Raw genomic sequence first — 21,699 nt, forward strand, 5'->3', positions numbered from 1 at the left:
ATATCTTGTTTCATAAAATTACCTCCTTTTTTTAGCAAATTTTAAGTTTGATCGAAGAATTCCCTAATTTTTCCCATATTCTTTTCATCTTTAATACCATGCCATTTGACTTTTCCATTCTCCATAAACATAAAATAATCACAACAACATTCTACTAATTCCGGATCATGTGTGATAATAAAAATAGTTTTTCCGTCCTCTTTAAGCCTTATCATTTCATTAGAAACTTCTTTCATATTCTTAAAATCCAAACCACTTGTAGGTTCGTCCAAAATCAGTATTGTCCTATCAGAAGCGATAGCACTTGCAATTGCAACCCTTTGTTTTTGCCCTCCGGATAATGACATTGGATGGCAATCTATAAAATCCATTAAATTTAACTTTTTACATATTTCATCGATCTTTTCTTCTTTATTCTCATCGTTCTCTATACTCAAAAGAATTTCTTCTTTAACTGATTCGGTAAATAATTGATGATTAACATCCTGCATCACCATAAAACATTTTTTTAGCCTTTCTCTTGTAGCATAACTTTCTGTTTGTATATTTAAAGTTCCTTTTGCTTTTTCTTCAACTCCACATAAGCATTTTGAAAAAGTTGATTTTCCAGAACCATTATTTCCTAAAACAGCCACAATAGATTTTTGAGGTAATACAGCATCATTAATTTCAAAAAACGGCTCTTTTCCATAACTAAACATAAAATTCTTAATCTCTATTTGTTCCTTAGATTCTATATTTTTTATACGGCTACTGGTATCAATAGGGTGTATGCTCCTTAACCCCATATTATTTAAAATGCTGTTAGGTAATTTCTTGAACTCAACACAAGAAAATTCTTTGTTAATTTTTCCATCTTTCATATAAATAAATCTATCTGCAATATCTATTAAATATTGTAGTCTATGCTCTGCAATAACCACAGTTGACTTTTTTTCTTTCCAATTTTTTATGATATATTTTAACATTTTTATAGTTTGTATATCTAAATTAGAAGATGGCTCATCTAATACATAGATTTCAGGCTCCATAACAGCAGCAGAAGCACAAGCAATTTTTTGTTTTTCTCCTCCTGACATAGAAAACAAGCTCTTATCAAGCAAATCTTTTATATTTAATTCTTTTGTTACCTTGCCAATTCTTCTACAAATTTCTTCTCTTGAAATCCCAAAATTTTCACAGGCGAATGCAATTTCGCTTGTTGAATCTACATTGAAAAATTGAGTTCTTGGATTTTGAAATACTGATCCTACATATTGACTCAATTCATTAATAGAATTTTTAGAAATTTCATTTTCATTTACAATAACGCTACCAGTCAAATTTCCGGAATAATACCCGGGAATTAACCCATTTATCAACCTACTTATTGTAGTTTTTCCGCAACCGGACTCACCACAAAATACAACTACTTCACCAGCATTGATATTTAAATTAATATTATAAATTCCAGCATTCTTATTCCCGCTATCATAAGTAAATGACACGTCTTTAAATTCAATCAATGCTATCCCCTCCTATATAAAAATAGTCCTGTAAAGGCAATTGAAAAGAGTAAAATTAGCAAATCATATATAGTAAACTTTACTTTTACTACAGTAGTTCTCTTTTTCAAAGCTCCCAATCCTCTACTTATTGCTGCCGCCGACAATTCATCACCTATTTTTGCAATAGAAACTATTAAAGGTATTGTTACATATTCCAAGTATAAGCTTGGATTTTTCCACGCCTTTTTATTTTTAAAACTAATTCCTCTCATTTTCATAGCAGTCTTAATAGAGTTGTGTTCTTCTTTCAAAGTTGGAATAAACCTGAATGCAACTGCTGTTGGAATAATAAATGCATTGGGAATTTTCCACTTTACCATGGCTGCTATAAACTCGCTCGTTTTTGTGGACATTACAACATAATATCCCAACATAAAAATTGGAAATAGTCTTAAAATTAAGGCATTCAACAATACTGAAATTGTATTTATGAGTGTAGGCAATGTGTACATATCTTTCGTAAAGTGTGCCATAATAGCCAAGGTAAATAGCCCTCCATAAATGAAAGCTATCTTAACTTGTTTATTAGATAATAATAATGCTATTGCCACAATGGCGGATATAAGGCTAACTAAAATATCCTTATATCCGACAGACATTATGGTTGTTATAAATATCATAAATAAAATTTTAGTACGAGGATCTAAGAAAAAGCCCTTTGGTTTATTCGGTTCGTATACCTCATACTCTTCCATTAAATGATACCCGCTCTCTCAAAGTGTTTCTTAAGCATTTTCCTCCCTAAATTTGCACCAATAACTGAGCCGATAAAAATAATTCCAAATGCAGCAATCCCCATCCAAGAAGGCATATATTTTGCGAGTGCAAGTGCATATTGTTCTCCCATTTGTTGCTTAACACCTTCCATATAGGTATCTGCCATTACCCACATTGGCATTTGACAACCTATCATTCCGCAAGAAAATAGCCAAAATCCAATAACATTCTTTTTAAAACTCTTAAAACCACCTGATTTCATAACCAGATCACTGATAATTCCAAATGGAATATATCCCACTAATGCTAACCATGTATAGCCCATAAAATACCAAAACACACCGATAATAATTGACATAATCGTAACCATGCCAAATTTTTCTATTTTGGTTAAAAACAACATAAAGGGAATTCCTGTGACTATAGGAATTAGAAGATAGATAGCTGGGTATAAGATAGGAATTGCATTCATCATCCCTACTACAAAAAACAGAACTAAATAAATAGCTGTATAAATTCCTACATTGATTAGATCTTTAGCTGACAATCCTTTTTTCATTTTTTTAATCCTCCTTAAATTAAAATAATATAAATCTACATGAGCTATATTTGAATAATTCTCATATAAATCATTTTCACTTATGACAGTTTCCAATTAACTGCCTTTTGTCGTGCCTCAACAAAATTTTTATAGATACCTTCTGCTTGAATTAGCTCTTCATGTGTGCCTTTTTGATTTATTTTTCCATTTGCTAAAACAAGTATTTGGTTTGCATTTTTTATTGTCTTTAGTCTGTGTGCTATCATTATTACTGTTTTATTTCTTGTGAGTTCCTCCATAGCAACCTGCAATTTATCCTCATTTTCAGGGTCTACATTTGCAGTGGCTTCATCAAAAATAATAATCGGGGCATTTTTTATCATAGCCCTTGCTATTGATATTCTTTGTCTTTCTCCACCAGATAAACTTGCACCTCCCTCTCCTATAACTGTTTCATATTGTTCAGGAAGCTTCATAATAAATTCATGACAACACGCTTTCTTTGCAGCTTCTATAACTTCCTCATGTGTAGCATCTGGCTTAGCAAACTTTATATTGTTCTCAATAGTGTCTTGAAATAAATAAACATTTTGAAAAACCATACTAATTTGTCTCATTAATGACTCCAATGAATATTCTTTAATATTATGTTTACCTATGCTGATTTCTCCTTTCTCTACATCCCAAAATCTCGCTATCAAATTGCAAAATGTAGTTTTTCCAGCTCCTGAAGGTCCAACTATAGCTGTCATTTGGTTTTGTGGTATCTTGACAGAAATATCATCAAGGATTTTTTTGCCTGAATAAGAAAACTCTACATTATCAAAAGAAATATCGAAAGTAGTAGGCTTTATGTCTTTTCCATCAATATCCATCTGTGGAAATTTCTCTAACTTCTTTGTTTGCTCAATAGATCCACTAACAACTCTGAGAGAAGTTGTTGCACTTCCTGCCAATTTTATTTGAGAAAAAGCAAGAAAAGAAATTATAATCGTCATAACTGTATTTAAGAATGAGAGTTCTCCATTGATATAAAAGAAAATACCTGCACCTATTATCAAAATGCTAAACAAATCCAAAAGAATATTTTGCAAAATCGTATAAGGTGTAAACAGTTTTTCACAATCAAGATTTATTTTTCTACTATTTTCAATAGCACCTCTGACTTTTTCATCTCCTTTCCCTGTTAAATTGAAGGATTTTATAACAGACATTCCTCCAATTTGTTCTAAAATGGCATCAACTAATTTAGCAGATGCTTTTTGTCTTTTAGGAAGAACACTCCTTGATTTGCTTTCCATTTTTGAGAGAACAAATAAGTACAATAGGCATCCAATTGCAACAATAAAACCTATTCTCCACTCAAATGCTAAAATCATTATTGTAAATATTATCGTGTTTATAAAACCTGATAATGTATTTACCATAACCATTGCTGCGGTATTTTCTACATCTTCTAAAACAGTTGTAGAAATTCCAACCACTTCACCAATATTGTTTTCATTGAAAAATCCCATAGGTATTTTTTTTAACATTTCACCTATTGCTACTCTTTTATTTGCCACCATGAAATAACTTGCATGGCATTGCTGTAATTGTGAAAAATAATTTGTAACACTTCTTCCGATTATGCTAATAACAAGAAGTATTAATGCGATCCACGCGGGCATCATGCTCATGTCTTTTTGGACAATTGCTTTCACTATAAAATAAATAGCACTGATTTGAAGCATATGAAAAATCGCAAACAAAAAACTTACCCATATAGAGTGATATACATTTTTCTTTTCATCACCTGAGAAATCTAAAATCTTTTTTAAAGCACTTAACATTTCATCTCACCATCCTTAGTTCCTATATGAGCGTTCCACATATTTCGGTATAATTCACAACCTTTTAATAATTCATCATGCTTACCGTATGAAACAAGTTTTCCATTCTCAATTAAGAATATTTGTTCTGCATCTGTTATAGTTGATAATCTATGAGCAATAATAATCACCGTTTTATCTTTTATAAGCTTTGATAAAGCTTGCTTTATAATCACTTCATTTTCAGGATCTATATATGAAGTAGCTTCATCAAGTATTACAATAGGTGCATTTTTGAGCATTGCTCTTGCTATAGATATTCTTTGCCTTTCTCCACCAGAAACATGGCTACCACTACTTCCGACAACCGTATCGTAACCATGTTCCATTTTCATAATAAAATCATGACAACCCGATTTCTTAGCAATGTCTTCTACTTCTTTATCACTGGCACTTGGATTACCCATTCGGATATTTTCCCTAATACTTTCGTTGAACAAAAAATTATCCTGCGAAACAAAGGCAGTTAAACTATATAATTGCTTTAATGGAATTTCATTAAGATTGTATCCACCAATATTTATATTTCCTTCCGTAATATCCCAATATCCAGCTATTAATTTTGCTAAAGTTGACTTGCCACTTCCACTTGGTCCAACAAAAGCCACTGTTGTCCCTTCTTTTATGTTTAGGGATATTCCATGAAGAATTTCTTTTTCTTCTTCATATCCAAACTTTACATTTTGTAAATCAATATTATATTGCTGGATAGTTACTTCTCTATCAGAATGCTTTTGTTCTTTTCCTTCTAAAATTAAGTTAATAGAATTAGCAATAGTTCCTATCTTAGCAAGACCATCAACAAAATTGATTGTTTCAAGTAAAGGTCCTGCAATACCTAAAGATAGAATAATTACAGATATAAATACTTCTGCACTTAAACTGCCGCTAATGTAGAAATACCAACCAAATGGAAGCACTGTTATCATTGTAGTAGGAGATATATTTTTAGATAAAGATACAGGTAACTGACAGCTCTTCATCCATTCATAAAAGTATCTTGCATTTGCAATGACTTTATCTTTGTACTTTGCGTACGATCTCTTGTCTTGATTAAATGTTTTTATCACTTCTATTCCATTGACATACTCAATAATTGCAGAATTCATTTCTCGATTTACCTTTACAGATCCTTCATATTGAACAGCATAATTTTTCATTACGAGTCCCATAAAAAGCATCCCCACAGGAATGGATGCTAATGATAAAAGAGCCATTCTCCAATCAAGAAATAATAAGTAAATAAATATACTCAAAGAACCTAAGAGATTCGATGTCATTTCAGGCAACAGGTGAGCGAGCGGTTTCTCCATACTTTCAACCTGATCCACTATAATCTGCTTAAAGTTTCCGCTTGGAACAGAGATTATTTCTCCTAATGGCATCTTTGGAAGTTTTTCAAGCATTCTTAAACGAACATCTTTCAGTACACTAAAAGTTGCTTTATGGGATACAGATAAAGCCATAGAGTATAAAAATGATTTTAAGATGTAGGATAACAATCCTATTCCTAACCATAAAGAATAAATTTTAAAATCCTCATTTCCCTTTAACAATTCAACTAAAATACGACTTGCTGCAATATATGGAATAATCCCTGCAATAACACCGATACTCGCTATAAATACAGATGTTTTTAACTTTGAATGTTCCTTTTTTGCAAGCTCCCACAATATAGTAGCAGGACTTTTTTGTTTCATAATCAACACCTCCAAATGAAATAACTTAATTAGCTAACTTAGTTATCTTTATTTTAAAAAATATAAGGGCGTTTAATACCCTTTCCCTTATATTTAAAAACATCGCAATTTCTCCCATCCATCATAAAAAAACTTCGAAACTATTCTTGTGTTTAACTTTACTTCTTCTTCTGTTTGAGAATGTATTATAATTTCACACAATGCATTAATATAAGCATGGTTTAACAAATGCATTGCATCTTTAGGGACTTCTGATTTTATATTCTTTTTCTTTGAAATAATCTGAAACGCTTTATGTCTGTTTATATCTTCCTTTTCCACAAGAAGCTCTATAAAATTATCATATTTCGTACCATATGATTTATATATTAAAAGATTAAATAAATCTTTTTTGCTAAACATATATAATGCAGATTCAATTGACCCTTCAATGTTAATTTTTGATAAATCTTCTCCACAATTTTTTTCTATGTTTTGAAAAGATTCCTCTTCAAACTTGCTATAAAAACCCAAAAGTTCGTTTGCCAATGGATCAACTAAACTGATAAATAAATCTTCTTTATCATTAAAATGCCTGTAAAAAGCACCCGTTGTAACCCCAGCATCTTTGCAAATTTTTCTTAAATTAGCTCGTTCATAGCCATCATTTAAAAAATTAACTTTACCACTATCCATAATCTTTTTATGTGTTAAATCATAACCAGTAATTTCTGTCATATCCCACTTCCTTTACTAACGGCTAAATTTATAAGTTTGTGACATATAGATAACTTAGTTATCATTATATACTCTTATCTTATTTTTGTCAATAGGAACAGTAGAAAATCATACTTAATTATGATATAATTACTAATAATTAAATACAGGCTTAACGATTATAACTTTAATAGCGATTATAACTTTAATAGCAAGCACAGTAAGTGTACGGACACTTACGAAAAATTAATGGAGCAGACCTTTACGGAATGCTCCATTTTTTTAATTTTTACCTTGTTAGGGAGAACCCTAAGACCCCGAAATATATTTTATAAAGGAGAATAAAATGGCAAATAGATTTAGAAATGAAAGAATAGAAATAAAACTAACTAAAGAAGAAAAGGAAGTTTTTGAAAAGAAAATGAGACTTGCAAATTGCAAAACTATGTCTCACTTTCTTAGAAAGTGCGTATTAGAAAAAGAAATTTATGTAGTAGATTTAGAACCATTTAGAAACCTACAATGGCTACTTTCAAATGCAACAAATAATATAAATCAGATTGCAAAAGCTACTAATACAACTGGTGTTATTTACAAAAATGAAATTGAATCGATGGATAAGCAGATAGAAAAATTATCAAGAGAAATATGGCAGATACATTCTCTACTTCTTAATAAATCAAAAGAAAGTTCTGGTGATTAGTATGGCAATTACAAAAATACATCCTATAAAATCAAAGAAGTTGATAAGGATACGAATCTACTTTCTGATACAGTAGAACAAATTCAAAGTATCAATCCTTCTATGGAAAATATAAAGCAACCTCTTCCGGCGAGGCTTTTTTTGAGGAGCATTTTTGAGGAGCATAAGTATGGATTCTCTTATAAAACTAAATAATCCTATCCTAAGTTGTATAATTCAAAAGAAATTTTAGAAAAACTTAACAAATTTCAAAAAAATACCCTTATGAAAGAATAGTCTTCTACAACATCTACTATGGACGAGCTTTATCAAATGCAAAAGAACTATGGAATTTACATGGGTAAGAAGATGGAAAGATAGCCTCCATCTTCTCTATAGGGCAGAGCATCTTTCTTGTATATAATTGATCAGACATCTCGGAGTTTCTGCATAATTCGATAAATCTGAAATCAAAGTTGATTCTGATATGTTTAAACGCATATGTCTTTTTTTAGAAAACCAATGTCCTGCATGATTTGCTCCTTTGTTAGACTCTTCCTCTATTTTTTGTATGCATTTTGGCATTTTTTCTAACATATATTTCCCACGTATAAATCTTATAGCATCCGATTTTAACCTTTCATATTCTTCTTCAATCTCATCATCTGACACCTCAATATAATTTTTAATTTTCCGCCTAATATCATCAATTTTCGAAATATTCGCTATATCATCATATCTCTTTATTGATGATAAGTTTGGCTTGGCACCATCTACTCCATATGATTTTTTTATTTGTAATGAATAACAAGCATTTCCATAAAGAATATTCTTAATTATATTATCTCTAAAATTTATCACGTAATTATATGCGGTATTGAAATCATTCTCATCATCTTTAGAATGTTCTGATAAACCCATTTCTGCTCGTATCATATTTTCGATTGCCAAATCAGTAAAATATAAGTTTTCGATTGAGTAAGCTGGAGTAATATAAATATCATTATCAATATTTGAATTATCATCAAAATCTTTATCGACAAAAAACATTGTTATAGCTTTATTATCTTTGCCAGCCTGATTAATAATCATACTATGTATTCTTAATACATTTGTTTTGCATTTACAGTCATACTTTTTATATTTTTTATCATTACATACAAAAGATATTCTTGGACAGTAATACTTAAAATCATCTACTCCCTCAAAAAATAAAAATATTTCTTGTGATGACTTATTCTGTACGTAGCTAAGAAAAATAGCTTCTACGCACTCAGACTCCTCGCTCATTTTATCTCTTAGTGACATCTCTCTTCTCCTTATACATTTCTAATTCTTTTACATAATCTACATATTCATTTTTAAATATAAACGGAGAATGTGTTGTCGCTATAAGTAATGCTACTTTTTCTGAGTCATATATATCTCTTAAAAATTCCTTTTGCCATTCTATAGATAATGAAATTTCCGGTTCATCAATTATAAAAATGCATGGAGACGTAACATCTAAATAAACCTTAGAAAATATAGAAACTATTTGCTTTTCTCCGGATGAAAGATCTTCGAAATCAATTTTTAATCCATCACTATCAAGCACATTCATAGTCAACATTGTTTCATCATACTCTATTTTTTTCCCAGATATATACTTAGAACAAACCTGAGCAAACTTACTTAATTTTTTATCAATAGCCTCCTGTGAATTATATATATTCACTAGCTTTTGCAAATAATAAATTAAAAATTCTATATTAGACTTATTTTCATTAAACTCTCTAGATTTTAAAAATGGTCTTAGCTTATCAATATTGTCTATCCTATCTTCACCTATCCTTTTAATAACTACATCTACTTTGTGCATATCGATATCGCCAAAATCATCTATATAATTACCTATACGATCTGCTAATAATTCACTAATAATATTCGCATTCATTTCAATATATGCTGCATTTGCATCTTTACGTAATTTCTCCAACAGATTTCTTATCCTATTTTTAACATCACTCATACCAAATCCCATATATTTAGTAGTTAACGCTCTATTTACATATTTTTTGATATTAGTGGAAAATACTCTTTCAAAGCCAACCTCTACTCGTCTATATGTAGGGTAAAAAACAATTTCTTCCCTTAAGTTATCTTTAATTCTATAAATCTCATCATACAAAGCACTATACTGCAAGTCCTTAATCTTATGTATGATTTGATCTAATCTATCATTATTGAACCTTTCATCATATTGCAATCTATAGATTATTTCATCCCACATAGATGGATCTATATATCTATTATGTATTATCTCATTTCTAATTCTCAGAGATAGATTTCTAGGAAGATATCTCTCCAAATCTTCTAATAAATACATCATATGTCGATTTATATATTCAATGTTTTCTTTATCTTTGAATGATGAAGTAGGTTTTTGTTTGTCAATAATATAGTTATTATTTGATATATTAACTGAAATTTTTTTAAAATTAATATCATATAAGGTTCTTGCATCTCCTGTTAAAATAGCAACTATTATAGTTAATAATGTAGTTTTACCAACTCCATTTTCAGAAATCCATATTGCTATATCATTTCTAAAATCAAGACTATAGTCATACTTCCCAAATAATCCTTCTATTTTTATAGATTTAAGTCCAGATTTGTTGTTGTGATTTTTTTTCTTTGTAGCATTAAGTCTTTGAAGAAGTTCTTTTATTTTTTTATCCGATAAATTTATACCATCATTTTCACTGAATATTTCAATATCATTTAAAAATAAATACTCCAGCAATTGTTCATTTGTCAATGCAAATCGTCTAGATAAATCATCTATCTTAATGTAGTTTTTATGTTTCATTTTTTATTCCTTTACTTTTATTGATTCTATTACATAATCAATTATTTGCATCATTAACCAGCTCCATGCCTTCATTTATATCGCTATTTAAACTATCGTATACTCTGAAAATAAAGTCAATAGTAATATTTTCTCCATTCTTCATTTTACAAAAAGTACATCTGCTAACTTCTGCTTTTCCATTAATTAAAAAATTTTCATATCTAAATCTATTAGTTTCTTGAATAATATTTTATAACTAAAAGCTCTCAATATATCCTACGTTGGAAGTTTATATTTATTATATTATACCATTAAATGACCATTTAATATAAAAATGTTCTCCTTTAAAGACATTTAAATTGCAAAAAAGAAGTAGAATAATTCTGAATTGCTCCCCAGAAGTTGGACTTAAAAAACAACGCAGTTTTTTTATGGCAAAATACAATCTAGAATTCAAATTAAAAGTTGTAAAAAATATTTAGAAGGAAACATAGGATATGGAAAAATACAACATATCAAATAAATGTATCATACAGAGATGGGTAGAAACATTCAAAAATCAGGGCTATGAAGGACTAGAAGTATCAAGAAAGAACAATCGTTACTCTTTAGCCTTCAAATTAAATACTGTAAACTTGTACTTAACAGGAGAAATGTCCTATCAAAGCCTAGCAAATGAACTTAAAATCAACAATCCATCCATTATAGCTAGATGGGTAAAAGAATTTAGAGAAGAAGGCATAGAAGGACTGAAATCAAAAAAGAGAGGAAGACCTTCAAATATGCCAAACACAGATAAAAATAAAAAACTAAAAAACAAAAGTAATAAAACAAAAGAAGAATTGAGTGAATTAGAAAAACTAAGAGAAGAAAACTACTATCTTCAAATGGAAGTAGAAATTCTAAAAAAAAGATTCAATTCTCTCAGATGACAGAATCAGAAATAGACGAATATCTAAGATCATTAAATCACTAAGAGATAAATTCAAATTAAAAGATCTTTTAGAATACTTTAACTTTCCAAAATCAAGTTACATGTATTGGCAACAACGCTTAGACAGACCAAACAAAGATGAGCAAGTGGAGAAGAAAATATTAGAGATTAGAAAAGACAATCCAAACTATAGATACAGAAGAATAACAGCAATGTTAAAGAAAACAGGACTATTGATAAATAAAAAGAAAGTTCAAAGACTACTCCAAAAACTAAAACTTCAAGTAACAAGCTTCTCAAGAAAAACAAGAAAATACTCATCATATAAAGGAACAATAGGAAAAGTAGCAGATAATGAAATAAATAGAAACTTTAAAGTAGAAAAAGCCTACACATGTATAACAACAGATACAACAGAATTTAAGTATCTAGAAAAAGATACAAAAGGTAACTATCAAGTAAAAAGCTTTATCTAAACCCATATTTAGATATGTATAATGGTGAAATCATAAGTTACGAAATATCAAAACAACCAACACTAGAACCAATACTAAAAGCCTTAGAAAAAGCAATAAAAATAACTGGAATAAATAAAGAAGAAAGGATCTTTCATTCAGACCAAGGATGGGCTTATAAAATAAAACAATACACATCAAGGCTTGAATCAGAAGAAATAACCCAATCCATGTCAAGAAAAGGTAATTGTCTAGATAACTCACCAATGGAAAACTTCTTTGGAATACTAAAACAAGAAATATACTATAGAAACAAATTCTATTCATATGAAGAATTAAAAGAAATAATAGAAAAGTATATAGCATATTACAACAAAGATAGGATAAAAGAAAAATTAGGATATTTAAGTCCAGTGGAATATAGAGAAAAGAATGTAGCATAAAAAATATCAGAGAAAATATAAATTCTCTCTGGTATTTGGTCCAACTTTAGGGGGGCACCACATATCCATGCTGATGTCAGTTCTTTGACCTACAGCATTCATGGTATCAAGTAAAGTTCCTGCATCTTCAGCTTTAAGACCAAAAGCAGATATAACCTTCTGCGTATTATCAATAGCAGTAGATACATCTGTATTATTAAGCTGAACAAACTTAATGAACTTACCAGATAAATCTTCAAGTTTCTGACCAGTAAGACCAAATCTAGTATTTACTTCACCGATAGCAGCACCTGCTGTTTCAAAGTCTGTTGGGATGGAAGCAGCAAGGTTTTTCATACTATCTTTCATTTCTTTTAAAGCCTTATCGGATGCTCCTATCTTTTGTGTGATAATATCCATTCCTTTATCCACTTCATTAAAGGCAACGAGCGAAGCTGCACTCATTGCTACAATAGGTGCTGTTACATGAGTAGATAGTCCTTTACCAACTTCGGTAGTCTTATCTCCAACCGCTTTAATTTTATATCCTGTCTCTTTCATGGAAACAGATAGTGCCGATGGTACTTTTTTGCCTCTTCCTCAAGAGCCTTTAGGTTGTTTTCTGTTTCAATGATTTCTCTTTGAAGAGCATCATATTTATCTTGACCAAGCTCCCCATTTTCAAGCTGCACTTTTGCCTGCTTATCTGCTTCTTTTAAAGCATCCAGTTTGCTTTTAGTTTCAGAAATTTCCTTTTGCAGTAGCTGTTGTTTCTGAGCAAGTAGCTTGGCATTGGAAGGATAAAGTTTAAGAAGTCTATTTACATCACGAAGCTGCGACTGCGTATTTTTTATAGTAGAGTTCTCACCTTTTAAGGCTTTATCAAGACCTGTTGTATCTCCACCAATCTCAACAGTAATTCCCTTAATTCTATTTGCCACTTTCATCCCTCCCCTCCTAAAAACGGGCATAAAAAAGACACCTGCCATTAAGTAAGTGTCATAAAAACAGTTTAGTATTCAGTTAGACAAACTAGAAGTTATTTTCCTATCAATTCTCCTTGGCCATCAAAATAACGGACTACTCTTTTTTCAGTAATATCGTATGACTAATATCCTTCCATTTCTACTGCTACATAGCGTTCTTGTAAATATCCATCAGTTCCCCGCTTTAATGACTCCCAGAAAGATATTACATCCTAAAACTCTATTCACCAAATAAATCCTTATAGAATTTCTCTTTAGCTTCAACTGCAATATTTTTTGTGATTTCATCTTTCAAATCTTCATTTACATATATAGTTTCGTGTGTAATACCAATAGATTTCAATTGCCTTCTTATATCTTCAAAATACGCATACGGAATGAAAATTTTTGTCATTTGATCCTGTATTCCCTGATAATAATCAAGTGGCCAAATCAAGGTTCCTGTTGTTGTAAAATTGCCTGACTGTCTACATATTCTCTTTTCCTTATTAATACCATTTATACAAATAGGTGGAAACATGGTATTAATATATTCCTGTATTTCTTTAGCATGTTCATTCACATCCAAAACAAATGGCTCTATACCATCCTTAAATGGAATTGTTTCCTTATTTATATTTATTGGATTAATTACAAATACAGCTCCCCCACATTCTCCAAATCCGTTATCTAGAAAATGTTCGTAGTCTGTGCTACTTTCTCCTATTTTACAATCGCATACAGCAAAGTATAAAGCATCTAATGCATTTGTAGACCAATCAAGCATTCTAGTCGGAAGTCCGTAATGTTGAGCAATACATTCCCATTCAACCATATTATTTACTGTATATTCCACATGAGCCTTTGCCTTTGCCGCAAACTCATTAACCATCTTTTCGATTGGAAGAAATGCTACTGTATTATTAGAACCACTACAGGGGTTATCAGGAATAGGCGTTTCAAATTCATAGCCTCTTGCATCTTCAATTGCATACACTTCTCTTAATCCAGAAGGTACAAGCCTATATCCCACATTACTTTGTCCACGATACCAATACTCCTCATCATCATTATATATTTGAGAAATCAAAGTTATATAATCGTTTAGACTCTCCACAACATATGTTTTAAATCCATGCTTCTGCTTTTTCCCTTGATAAATCATTTTAAATTCACCTTTTTCGTTATGCGTAATTTTATATAAATAATTATAGCATATTTTACGATAAATTAGAATCTGTAAAATTCAGCTTGCCCTGCAGCCTTACTGTACTTTGCCGCATCATTTGATTTCTCAGTCCAAATATCAAGTACCATACCTATGGTTAGTAAATCCAGTTCAGAAATGTTTATCCCTATTTCTATATATCTAAGTAGAAATAGCGCTGTTGTCATTTCCCTGCTACTTTTTTGGAAGTTTTTTTTAGACTGAACTTCTGTTTCTAAATTTGCTCCCCAAAGTTCAAGTATCTCAGGGAGTATTTCATAGATTGAAAACATCTCAAATTGGTCAAGCCAATCATCGATATTTCCTGGAATACTTCTATCTGCATGGTAAGCCATAATATAGGCTACATTTTCAAATATCTCAAGATCATTCACTTGCTTTGAATGTTTTTTCTAACTTTGATAGGTCTTTGAATATATCTCTCTTAAATTTAATTCTATATAGCCTTGGTATTGTAGCTGACGAACGAAACTTTACATCAAGCTCCCCTACTCTTACTGTTTTTTCTAGCATAAAAATCCTCCTTAGTGTCCTGTAGGTTTAGGTATTTCACCTTTAGCCTGCGGTACATACACATTCTTATACCAATTAGCATAAGTATCTGCTGATGTAGTATCTCCAGTTCTTGATTTTACAAGACCGTTTTCTCTTGGATCTGCTGTAAGCGATAGTGTTTCTGTTCCGGGTTCAATCGTATCTTCTTTGGTTTCTGATTCAATTGACAGTCTTGATGCAGAACAGTTATATAGAACATGTCTAATTGAATTGACATCACCATCAAATTCAAATAACAGTGCAAACTTTTCTGGTTCAGATACATTTGCTTTTTTCTACAAGCACACCATTTCTATCAAGTTCTTCTTTTAGAATTTCTGTTCTAAACCACTCTGGGATAAGTGCAATCTCTAAATCTCCACTATATCCGTTATTGGTAGTAGATCTAAAATGCACTATACCATCAGCATAAAAAGGACTAGACTCCCCTTCAGCATCAAGGCTGATACTGACCGCTCCCGGTATTGCCTTTGGACTCTCATAAGTAAATGCACCGCTTGTATCTTTTTTCAGCTTTACAGCATGAACATTTTTAAGGTTATACTTTACCTTATTTCCCATTTGTCTTTACCTCCATTTCAAAAATATATAAGACTTCGTAGAGCTTTTCAGACTCTATATAACTTTCCATTTTGTTATAAAAAATGCCGTACTCATCTAGTACGACTTCTACCTTCTTTCCTATATCTAGATTTTTGTAATCTGTATAAACTTCAATATGAACTTTATTTGCTTTAAAATACACCCTTCCATTCGCTGAAAAGTTATCTCTTGCTGACAAGATATAAATAAGAAAAGGCGGATTAGGTGATTCACCTTCAGCAAAATGGTGATAAGCACTCGGAAATCGAATTTTTTCTATAATTTCTAGTAACTTATCCATTTGAAATTGCCTCCTGTATTTCTTTTTCAAATTTTTGTATGGCTTTTTCTTCAGCATTTACTATATGTGGTCTTGCAGATACTCTACCTCCACCACGCTTTGCATGACCGAATTAAATAAGGTGGGTAAGCTGATATTTATTTCTAGAATGAACAACAAGCCCAGGCTACTTGATGTTTCTCTAATCGTTTTCACAGTCCAGCTTTTAGAATACTTACCTGTATCACTTGGAGCACTTGCTTTAATTTCATCACGCACAGTCTTTCCTGCATTTAGAACTGCCTTTTTTACCCTGCTTATCTTTCCACTCTCCTGCAGTGTAGCTTCATACTTTTCTTCTTTTAATTCATATGGTCAATCCCTCGTATTTCATAAATAGAATTATGAAAAATCGCTCTAAAACCTATTGATGAAATATCAGCTACCTCCCCACTGTAGCGAATGGAAAAATCAATCTTGCTTTCATCCCATATAGCACCACTACTTGTTTCTTCCTTTGGACCTTCACTACTGATGGTTGCATAGCAAGAATAGTATTTACTCCACACATTTTTATGGTTTCCTATTTTATCCACTTCAATTTTGCTTTTTCCAATAGTAATGCGTTCATTTAATAGCGAAACTTTCATTAAAATCCCGCCTTTCTTACTCCAAATAACATTGATCTAGGAGTAATTGTCAGTTCATGATTGTCAGATTCTTCCCTATGCTCGTAAAGATAGGCAGTAGCGTAAAGCACTGCTACCTTGTATTCTTTAAAACCATTCTTTATGATTTCATCTTCCTCTTTTCTTGCAATAGCAAGGCACATCTTCTCTGCAGACTGGATAAGGGTACTAATCAGATTATCATCTTCACTGGTATCCACCCTAAGATAGTTTTTCATTTCTTCTAGACTTACAACCATAACCAGCACCCCTTTCCATTAATTATGATGTAGTCTTAATTGGAAGAATATAAACAGCTTCTTTTAATACAAGCTTTCCATGGACTCTCTCCTTCGCCACAAAATCAATCATTCCATTACCTGCAAATAGTTCAGTAAGTTCTTTGAAATAACGAGCCCCTCTGTCGCCAATGTTGTAGTAGCTAAAGTCACCAAATGCGATGGCATTTTCCGGTGCAAAAGATGAAGTCTTAACTGGATATCCTAGAATTCTATCAGGCTCACCATCCTGATAAGATGGCTGCCAAATATATGCACCATTGTTATCTTTAAGCTTTCTAACCTGTACGATTGTCTTATAGTTCATGATAAAAGTAGCATTCTTTCTATATGGACGTTTTAATGCATGGATAAGGTCAATCAAATCATCGGATTTTACTGCTGTGATGTCCTTTAGATAAGTTCCTCCATTAGTTTTATTAAAAATACCAGTTGATTTACCGGTTCCATCACCATTTAGGAAAGCATCTTCCCCTGCGTTTGCCAATGCTCTACCAAAAGCAGTCAGGATATGATCCTCTAGTTTAAATGCATTATCATATAATAGTTCTTCTGTTACTTTGATTGCGACATGAAGTTTATGTGCATCAAGAAGCACCTGTGCAAACTTAGAATCGCCAAAGTTAAGTGTTCCCCCCTTCTTCAATCCAAGCTGCCACAGGGTCTGACATAGCAATATTGATTTTATGCTGACCACTTGTTGTGATAGTTGTTCCAAGAGAACGCATGATATTTTCTTCTTCAAGCGTCTCAATCAATCTGTCATCATACTCATCCGGAACCAAATACCCACCATCTGCATCAACACCTTCTTGAAGAACATTTTCTACTCTCTTAAAATTTGAACGCAGAGCATTTAGCATAGCATTCTTATACTCATCTCTTGCTCTACCTTTCTTTTCTTATCTTTCTTCAACCTTCATCGGTCTATTTACAATAGCATCAGACATAGGCTTAGATAGTTCTTTATCTAGTTCTTCCATCTTCTGTAGACGCTCAATCTCTAAACTAAAATTATGGACCTTATTTTCCATCTCGTCATAGACCAAAGCATCCTCTTCAGAAATAAGGCCGTCTTTATCTCTTTTTCTTTCTAGAAAAGCTTTAGCATCTTCCCAAGCCTTATTACGTTTTTCAATCATTTCTAAAATCTTAATCATTTTTCTACCTCCAATTTTTCATTAAAAAAAGACGTTCTATTAATAAATCCGCCTTAACACCTGTAGTTGTTTCTTTATTTTCTATCTTGCATTTTGTAGCTAACTTATCCATAAGTGAATTTACAACCTGTGCCTCCTGATACATCATAGAAACCTGTGGAATTTCCATGTCATTAGCTTCACTTCTTTTTAAGATATTATCAGTAAAGCCAAGCTCTATCACTTTATTTGCATCCATCCATATTTCTGAATCTATTAGATGAGATAGTTTTGCTCTAGATAGTCCTGTCTTAATTTCATAAGCATTGATGATTGACTCTTTCACTTCATCTAGTATTGAGATTGCTTTTTCCATCTCGCTCTTATTCCCAAAAGCAATAATCAGAGGATTATGGATTATTAGCATGGATACCGGACTCATTAAAATCTTTGTCCCTGACATTGCAATAACAGATGCAGCACTTGCTACTATGCCATCAATCTTGACTGTGACATCACCCTTATAATCAATTAGCATATTGTAGATTTGAGCTGCTGCTACGCAGCCGCCTCCTGGTGAGTTAATCCAAACAGTAATGTTTCCATTTCCCTTATTTAGCTCATCTTTGAAAAGCTGTGGTGTTACATCTCATCAAACCAAGATTCTTCAGCTATCGTTCCATTAAGGAATAGAATGTGCTCTGTCACTTCCTCTTCGTTTTGGTTTTTCACCCCATTCTTCCACTTCCAAAACTTCTTCATTAGGTTCTTTCTCCTTTCCGTAATCACTTGCAAATGCTCCTGCACGGTTTAGCGGGAGCATATTTCAATTTATGAGATATAAGTCTCCGCCATCTCCACTTGGAATACGGTCTAGGTTTTCTAATTCTCTAATATCATTGGCAGACATCCATCCGTTTTGTCTTGCAGTTACATAACCATTCATTCTTGATCGGTAATCTCCTCGAAGGAGTCCATCAACATTAAATTTCACATAGTACTTTTTCTTTTCCTCATCAGTAAAAAGTCTTCGGACAATGGATTGCTCCCATCTTGCCACCCAAGGATTGAGAGTGTACTTCAAAAACGCTAGAGATTGCTGCTCGATATTAGAAAAGCTAGACTTCTCAAGGTCACCTACCATATGAGGTCGTACTCTGAAAATCCTAGCTATCTCATTGATTTGAAATTTTCTTGTTTCTAAAAACTGTGCTTCATTTGGAGAAATGGAAATCGGCGTGTACTTCATTCCTTCTTCCAAAATCGCTATCTTATGGCTGTTTCCTCCAGAAAAACCTTTAAACCAGCTTTCCCTCATAGCCTCTGGATCTTTTACTGTCCCCGTAGGTTCTAAGATTCCACTTGGTGCTGCCCCATTAGCAAAAAGCTTAGCACCATATTCTTCTGTTGCGATTGTCATGCCTATAACATTTTTAGCCATAGCAATGGATGAATAGCCCACAAGCCCATCAAATCCAAGCCCAGGGATATGAAGAACATCGGACCCGTTTAACTTAACAATCCCTTGTTTTTCTGTTCCTGCATCTGAATCACTCACAAAATATTCATAGCAAATTTGACCCTTATCATCTCTATCCACCTTCATCTTATCAGGTATAAGCGGATAAAGTTCTAAGACTTCACCCTTACCTTTTCTCATTATCTAAGCATAAGCATTACCCAAAAGGAGTAAATGTGTCATCATGGTTTCTCTAAAAACGAAACTTGTCATTTCAGAATTTGGTTCGTCATGAAGCACCCTATATAACGAATGCTCTACTGCTTTTTCAGTTCCTGTATCTGTCCTAAGAGACACATGAAATGGCAAACTTGCGACAGCTTCAGATAAAATACAAACACAGCTATATACTGCGGTCATCTGCATTTCCGAGCGTTCATTTACTCTTCTACCAGATGAAGAACCACCCATTAAAAAACTATATGCACTTCCATTTGTTCTATTTGTAGGCTTATCTCTGCTTTTTTGTGTATCCTTTAGGGTGAATAACTCGCTTAATATTTCCATCTCTTCCTCCTAATTTTTTTTGCAAAACAAAAGCACCTACTGCAATTAGTAGATGTCTGCCCTTAATTTCGCTTTTATCACTTAATACAATGGTTGATTTAAGGGATTTTTATTTTCATGATTTACATAGACATTTCGACTAAAGTATTTAGACTTTCAGTTATTTCACTAAACTCAATCCCTTTTACATATGGATTTTTCTTTTGATATCTTACCCATCGCTCTTTGATCAAAGAATCCTCATTAATGCTATTAATAATATTTTTTGCTTCATTCTTAGAAATCACAGTTTTCCTATAGCTAAATGTCATAGAAACAGCTTCTTTAAGTTCTTTTACATTTATAGCTTCTAATTTGTTTTTCAAAATAGCATAAATATCGTAAAAATCTTTACTTCTACTATTATTTTCTGCTCTTGCAAGTACTGTTTGTAGTTTTTCTGATAGCACTGATTCTAGAGGATACATCTTTAACTCAATATTATCACCTAAAATTGTGCTATATTTTTCTAGCCTTGGGAAGGGATAAATCGGATCACCTGTAGCAATATCAATACTAAACGGAATTTTAATATTAGCTAAGTGCCCAATTATGTGAAATCTCAGTCCACCATATTCATCCTCCGCTCTAATGTCTTCAGCATCACCCTTTAATTCAAACCAGACATCTGATTGTTTACCATCTTCAATAATTTCTGTTAAAACTTTTCTCATTTCTCCAGACTCTAATGGAAATCCCTTAACTAAAAAATCAATGTCCTGTGTAGCTCTATTTTGAATCCCTAAAGAATACGTTAATAGCATTCCGCCCTTAAGCATAAAATTTTCTCGATGTACACTGTTAGAAAGTAGTTTTAGAAATTCATCAAAGAAAAATTTACTCAACACCAAATTATAATTTAAATCAAGTTCCTTTGCTTTATTCCTTAGTTTTTGTGTTATGCTATCTTTATTCATGTACAATCACCTCAAGTATTTCCTCTATTTGCTGTGCTATTCCAAATTCCTTGGCATATTTTCTTAGTTTCCATATATTCTTAGAATTTTTCTTGATATATAGATTCCAAGCCTTTGAAAATATCTCTGTGTCTTGATTTTTTCTATCTCTTACTAAATCGCAAATAGTTCTCTCCATATCATATGCATACACAGGATTTCCCATATCAGTTTTAATTTCAGTTTTACCAAATTCATACCATTCTTTTTTCACTTGATGAACAATCGTATAATCCTTAATACGCCATGCATTATAACCTTGCTTTACTGTTACCTCATTAGTAAAAGGCAATCTATCTGTTAATTTATGCAGGTATAGTGCTGTTTGATATGAATAAATACAAGCCTTATTTTGAAGCTGAAAAAAATAAAGTTCATCATAATTTTCAAAATTCGAATCGAAATAAACACCTCTTGCTACTCTTTCAAGTTCTCCTTTTTGCACCATATTTGTAAGATACCAAGAGTCGATTTTATTGTATGATACTTCCTTTGCCGTTATTATTCCGTTATTCTGTTTTATAATTTCTCTTATCTTATCCTCATTCATTACTTTTCACTTCC

25 protein-coding genes and 3 pseudogenes are annotated in these 21,699 nt (G+C 31.9%); 4 read left to right on the forward strand and 24 right to left on the reverse strand.

The features are described from left to right. Positions 1 to 41 precede the first annotated feature (41 nt). The 6 genes from HMPREF3023_RS06385 to HMPREF3023_RS06410 all read right to left on the reverse strand — a co-directional run bounded on the left by HMPREF3023_RS06385 (position 42) and on the right by HMPREF3023_RS06410 (position 7,093). Positions 42 to 1,505, reverse strand: a complete 1,464-nt coding sequence (locus HMPREF3023_RS06385; protein ID WP_070701855.1) for an ABC transporter ATP-binding protein — start codon at positions 1,503 to 1,505, stop codon at positions 42 to 44. A 2-nt stretch (positions 1,506 to 1,507) separates the two neighbouring features. Next, entirely contained in the window at positions 1,508 to 2,242 is a 735-nt protein-coding gene (locus HMPREF3023_RS06390) for an energy-coupling factor transporter transmembrane component T (protein ID WP_065359337.1), read from the reverse strand. Further along, positions 2,242 to 2,823: an MptD family putative ECF transporter S component gene (locus tag HMPREF3023_RS06395; protein WP_010815644.1), complete on the reverse strand. Its 582-nt coding sequence runs from the start codon at positions 2,821 to 2,823 to the stop codon at positions 2,242 to 2,244. The genes HMPREF3023_RS06390 and HMPREF3023_RS06395 overlap by 1 nt, the downstream gene beginning before the upstream one ends. Positions 2,824 to 2,903: 80 nt before the next feature. Further along, positions 2,904 to 4,637: an ABC transporter ATP-binding protein gene (locus tag HMPREF3023_RS06400; protein WP_004838467.1), complete on the reverse strand. Its 1,734-nt coding sequence runs from the start codon at positions 4,635 to 4,637 to the stop codon at positions 2,904 to 2,906. Beyond that, positions 4,631 to 6,376 (reverse strand): ABC transporter ATP-binding protein, encoded by a 1,746-nt coding sequence (locus HMPREF3023_RS06405; protein ID WP_070701857.1) that lies wholly within the window; start codon positions 6,374 to 6,376, stop codon positions 4,631 to 4,633. Before HMPREF3023_RS06405 ends, HMPREF3023_RS06400 begins: the two co-directional genes overlap by 7 nt. A gap of 93 nt (positions 6,377 to 6,469) precedes the next feature. Then, a complete protein-coding gene (locus HMPREF3023_RS06410) occupies positions 6,470 to 7,093 on the reverse strand; it encodes a TetR/AcrR family transcriptional regulator (protein WP_010815642.1) in 624 nt (207 codons plus the stop codon). 325 nt (positions 7,094 to 7,418) lie between these two features. Between HMPREF3023_RS06410 and mobC the strand changes: the two genes are divergently transcribed. Beyond that, the gene (gene mobC / locus HMPREF3023_RS06415; protein ID WP_070701859.1) at positions 7,419 to 7,775 is read left to right on the forward strand and encodes a plasmid mobilization protein; all 357 of its coding nucleotides are present in this window, start codon (positions 7,419 to 7,421) and stop codon (positions 7,773 to 7,775) included. 372 nt (positions 7,776 to 8,147) lie between these two features. On the opposite strand, the gene HMPREF3023_RS06420 is transcribed toward mobC, so the two are convergent. Both HMPREF3023_RS06420 and HMPREF3023_RS06425 read right to left on the reverse strand, forming a co-directional pair. After that, the gene (locus HMPREF3023_RS06420) at positions 8,148 to 9,062 is read right to left on the reverse strand and encodes a DUF4435 domain-containing protein (protein ID WP_070701861.1); all 915 of its coding nucleotides are present in this window, start codon (positions 9,060 to 9,062) and stop codon (positions 8,148 to 8,150) included. Continuing rightward, on the reverse strand, positions 9,046 to 10,605 hold the full coding sequence (locus HMPREF3023_RS06425; protein ID WP_083315532.1) for an AAA family ATPase: 1,560 nt from the start codon (positions 10,603 to 10,605) through the stop codon (positions 9,046 to 9,048). The genes HMPREF3023_RS06420 and HMPREF3023_RS06425 overlap by 17 nt, the downstream gene beginning before the upstream one ends. Before the next feature lie 479 nt (positions 10,606 to 11,084). Here HMPREF3023_RS06425 and HMPREF3023_RS09350 point away from each other — a divergent pair, with 479 nt between their 5' ends. The 3 genes from HMPREF3023_RS09350 (at position 11,085) to HMPREF3023_RS09245 (ending at position 12,419) form a co-directional block, all read left to right on the forward strand. Next, on the forward strand, positions 11,085 to 11,519 hold the full coding sequence (locus HMPREF3023_RS09350; protein ID WP_246829194.1) for a helix-turn-helix domain-containing protein: 435 nt from the start codon (positions 11,085 to 11,087) through the stop codon (positions 11,517 to 11,519). A gap of 103 nt (positions 11,520 to 11,622) precedes the next feature. Next, on the forward strand, positions 11,623 to 11,997 hold the full coding sequence (locus HMPREF3023_RS09240) for an IS3 family transposase (RefSeq protein ID WP_083315533.1): 375 nt from the start codon (positions 11,623 to 11,625) through the stop codon (positions 11,995 to 11,997). A 14-nt stretch (positions 11,998 to 12,011) separates the two neighbouring features. Then, positions 12,012 to 12,419, forward strand: a complete 408-nt coding sequence (locus tag HMPREF3023_RS09245; RefSeq protein WP_083315534.1) for an IS3 family transposase — start codon at positions 12,012 to 12,014, stop codon at positions 12,417 to 12,419. Positions 12,420 to 12,425: 6 nt separating this feature from the next. On the opposite strand, the gene HMPREF3023_RS09660 is transcribed toward HMPREF3023_RS09245, so the two are convergent. The 16 genes and pseudogenes from HMPREF3023_RS09660 to HMPREF3023_RS06500 all read right to left on the reverse strand — a co-directional run bounded on the left by HMPREF3023_RS09660 (position 12,426) and on the right by HMPREF3023_RS06500 (position 21,685). After that, a complete protein-coding gene (locus HMPREF3023_RS09660) occupies positions 12,426 to 12,959 on the reverse strand; it encodes a hypothetical protein (protein ID WP_070701863.1) in 534 nt (177 codons plus the stop codon). Then, positions 12,956 to 13,345 (reverse strand): hypothetical protein, encoded by a 390-nt coding sequence (locus tag HMPREF3023_RS09665; RefSeq protein ID WP_070701865.1) that lies wholly within the window; start codon positions 13,343 to 13,345, stop codon positions 12,956 to 12,958. The genes HMPREF3023_RS09660 and HMPREF3023_RS09665 overlap by 4 nt, the downstream gene beginning before the upstream one ends. A 259-nt stretch (positions 13,346 to 13,604) precedes the next feature. Continuing rightward, positions 13,605 to 14,528 (reverse strand): FRG domain-containing protein, encoded by a 924-nt coding sequence (locus tag HMPREF3023_RS06450; RefSeq protein WP_070701867.1) that lies wholly within the window; start codon positions 14,526 to 14,528, stop codon positions 13,605 to 13,607. Positions 14,529 to 14,593: 65 nt separating this feature from the next. Next, positions 14,594 to 14,965 carry a hypothetical protein gene (locus HMPREF3023_RS09670; RefSeq protein WP_246829198.1) on the reverse strand — a complete coding sequence of 124 codons (372 nt, stop codon included), beginning with the start codon at positions 14,963 to 14,965 and terminating at the stop codon, positions 14,594 to 14,596. Beyond that, a complete protein-coding gene (locus HMPREF3023_RS09675; protein ID WP_246829195.1) occupies positions 14,958 to 15,104 on the reverse strand; it encodes a hypothetical protein in 147 nt (48 codons plus the stop codon). The genes HMPREF3023_RS09670 and HMPREF3023_RS09675 overlap by 8 nt, the downstream gene beginning before the upstream one ends. An 11-nt stretch (positions 15,105 to 15,115) precedes the next feature. After that, entirely contained in the window at positions 15,116 to 15,385 is a 270-nt protein-coding gene (locus tag HMPREF3023_RS09850; RefSeq protein WP_371327607.1) for a major tail protein, read from the reverse strand. Between the two features lie 16 nt (positions 15,386 to 15,401). Then, positions 15,402 to 15,707 (reverse strand): major tail protein, encoded by a 306-nt coding sequence (locus tag HMPREF3023_RS09855; RefSeq protein ID WP_256373714.1) that lies wholly within the window; start codon positions 15,705 to 15,707, stop codon positions 15,402 to 15,404. Continuing rightward, positions 15,697 to 16,029: a hypothetical protein gene (locus tag HMPREF3023_RS06465; protein WP_070701869.1), complete on the reverse strand. Its 333-nt coding sequence runs from the start codon at positions 16,027 to 16,029 to the stop codon at positions 15,697 to 15,699. The genes HMPREF3023_RS09855 and HMPREF3023_RS06465 overlap by 11 nt, the downstream gene beginning before the upstream one ends. A gap of 60 nt (positions 16,030 to 16,089) precedes the next feature. Next, positions 16,090 to 16,287: an HK97 gp10 family phage protein gene (locus tag HMPREF3023_RS09680; protein ID WP_246829196.1), complete on the reverse strand. Its 198-nt coding sequence runs from the start codon at positions 16,285 to 16,287 to the stop codon at positions 16,090 to 16,092. Positions 16,288 to 16,370: 83 nt separating this feature from the next. Continuing rightward, complete coding sequence (locus HMPREF3023_RS06470) at positions 16,371 to 16,658, reverse strand: phage head completion protein (RefSeq protein WP_070701871.1); 288 nt, start codon at positions 16,656 to 16,658, stop codon at positions 16,371 to 16,373. Beyond that, on the reverse strand, positions 16,658 to 16,936 hold the full coding sequence (locus tag HMPREF3023_RS06475) for a head-tail connector protein (RefSeq protein ID WP_070701873.1): 279 nt from the start codon (positions 16,934 to 16,936) through the stop codon (positions 16,658 to 16,660). Before HMPREF3023_RS06475 ends, HMPREF3023_RS06470 begins: the two co-directional genes overlap by 1 nt. Positions 16,937 to 16,958: 22 nt before the next feature. Continuing rightward, positions 16,959 to 18,135: pseudogene (locus HMPREF3023_RS06480) on the reverse strand (phage major capsid protein). A gap of 4 nt (positions 18,136 to 18,139) precedes the next feature. Further along, positions 18,140 to 18,876, reverse strand: a pseudogene (locus HMPREF3023_RS06485) (head maturation protease, ClpP-related). After that, positions 18,797 to 20,140: pseudogene (locus tag HMPREF3023_RS06490) on the reverse strand (phage portal protein). The pseudogenes HMPREF3023_RS06485 and HMPREF3023_RS06490 overlap by 80 nt, the downstream one beginning before the upstream one ends. Positions 20,141 to 20,262: 122 nt before the next feature. Continuing rightward, complete coding sequence (locus HMPREF3023_RS06495) at positions 20,263 to 21,096, reverse strand: nucleotidyl transferase AbiEii/AbiGii toxin family protein (protein WP_070701875.1); 834 nt, start codon at positions 21,094 to 21,096, stop codon at positions 20,263 to 20,265. After that, positions 21,089 to 21,685 carry a type IV toxin-antitoxin system AbiEi family antitoxin domain-containing protein gene (locus tag HMPREF3023_RS06500; protein ID WP_070701877.1) on the reverse strand — a complete coding sequence of 199 codons (597 nt, stop codon included), beginning with the start codon at positions 21,683 to 21,685 and terminating at the stop codon, positions 21,089 to 21,091. The genes HMPREF3023_RS06495 and HMPREF3023_RS06500 overlap by 8 nt, the downstream gene beginning before the upstream one ends. Between the last annotated feature and the right edge of the window lie 14 nt (positions 21,686 to 21,699).

This window comes from Peptoniphilus sp. HMSC075B08 (genome assembly GCF_001815405.1).
GTDB lineage: Bacteria > Bacillota > Clostridia > Tissierellales > Peptoniphilaceae > Peptoniphilus_A > Peptoniphilus_A harei.

Coding starts and splice junctions, on each gene's coding strand:
- HMPREF3023_RS06390 (WP_065359337.1), bottom strand. CDS start 2,242: ATGGAAGAGTATGAGGTATACGAACCGAATAAACCAAAGGGCTTTTTC.
- HMPREF3023_RS06395 (WP_010815644.1), bottom strand. CDS start 2,823: ATGAAAAAAGGATTGTCAGCTAAAGATCTAATCAATGTAGGAATTTAT.
- HMPREF3023_RS06400 (WP_004838467.1), bottom strand. CDS start 4,637: ATGTTAAGTGCTTTAAAAAAGATTTTAGATTTCTCAGGTGATGAAAAG.
- HMPREF3023_RS06405 (WP_070701857.1), bottom strand. CDS start 6,376: ATGAAACAAAAAAGTCCTGCTACTATATTGTGGGAGCTTGCAAAAAAG.
- HMPREF3023_RS06410 (WP_010815642.1), bottom strand. CDS start 7,093: ATGACAGAAATTACTGGTTATGATTTAACACATAAAAAGATTATGGAT.
- mobC (WP_070701859.1), top strand. CDS start 7,419: ATGGCAAATAGATTTAGAAATGAAAGAATAGAAATAAAACTAACTAAA.
- HMPREF3023_RS06420 (WP_070701861.1), bottom strand. CDS start 9,062: ATGTCACTAAGAGATAAAATGAGCGAGGAGTCTGAGTGCGTAGAAGCT.
- HMPREF3023_RS06425 (WP_083315532.1), bottom strand. CDS start 10,605: ATGAAACATAAAAACTACATTAAGATAGATGATTTATCTAGACGATTT.
- HMPREF3023_RS09350 (WP_246829194.1), top strand. CDS start 11,085: ATGGAAAAATACAACATATCAAATAAATGTATCATACAGAGATGGGTA.
- HMPREF3023_RS09240 (WP_083315533.1), top strand. CDS start 11,623: ATGTATTGGCAACAACGCTTAGACAGACCAAACAAAGATGAGCAAGTG.
- HMPREF3023_RS09245 (WP_083315534.1), top strand. CDS start 12,012: ATGTATAATGGTGAAATCATAAGTTACGAAATATCAAAACAACCAACA.
- HMPREF3023_RS09660 (WP_070701863.1), bottom strand. CDS start 12,959: ATGAAAGAGACAGGATATAAAATTAAAGCGGTTGGAGATAAGACTACC.
- HMPREF3023_RS09665 (WP_070701865.1), bottom strand. CDS start 13,345: ATGAAAGTGGCAAATAGAATTAAGGGAATTACTGTTGAGATTGGTGGA.
- HMPREF3023_RS06450 (WP_070701867.1), bottom strand. CDS start 14,528: ATGATTTATCAAGGGAAAAAGCAGAAGCATGGATTTAAAACATATGTT.
- HMPREF3023_RS09675 (WP_246829195.1), bottom strand. CDS start 15,104: ATGCTAGAAAAAACAGTAAGAGTAGGGGAGCTTGATGTAAAGTTTCGT.
- HMPREF3023_RS09855 (WP_256373714.1), bottom strand. CDS start 15,707: ATGGGAAATAAGGTAAAGTATAACCTTAAAAATGTTCATGCTGTAAAG.
- HMPREF3023_RS06465 (WP_070701869.1), bottom strand. CDS start 16,029: ATGGATAAGTTACTAGAAATTATAGAAAAAATTCGATTTCCGAGTGCT.
- HMPREF3023_RS06470 (WP_070701871.1), bottom strand. CDS start 16,658: ATGAAAGTTTCGCTATTAAATGAACGCATTACTATTGGAAAAAGCAAA.
- HMPREF3023_RS06475 (WP_070701873.1), bottom strand. CDS start 16,936: ATGGTTGTAAGTCTAGAAGAAATGAAAAACTATCTTAGGGTGGATACC.
- HMPREF3023_RS06495 (WP_070701875.1), bottom strand. CDS start 21,096: ATGAATAAAGATAGCATAACACAAAAACTAAGGAATAAAGCAAAGGAA.
- HMPREF3023_RS06500 (WP_070701877.1), bottom strand. CDS start 21,685: ATGAATGAGGATAAGATAAGAGAAATTATAAAACAGAATAACGGAATA.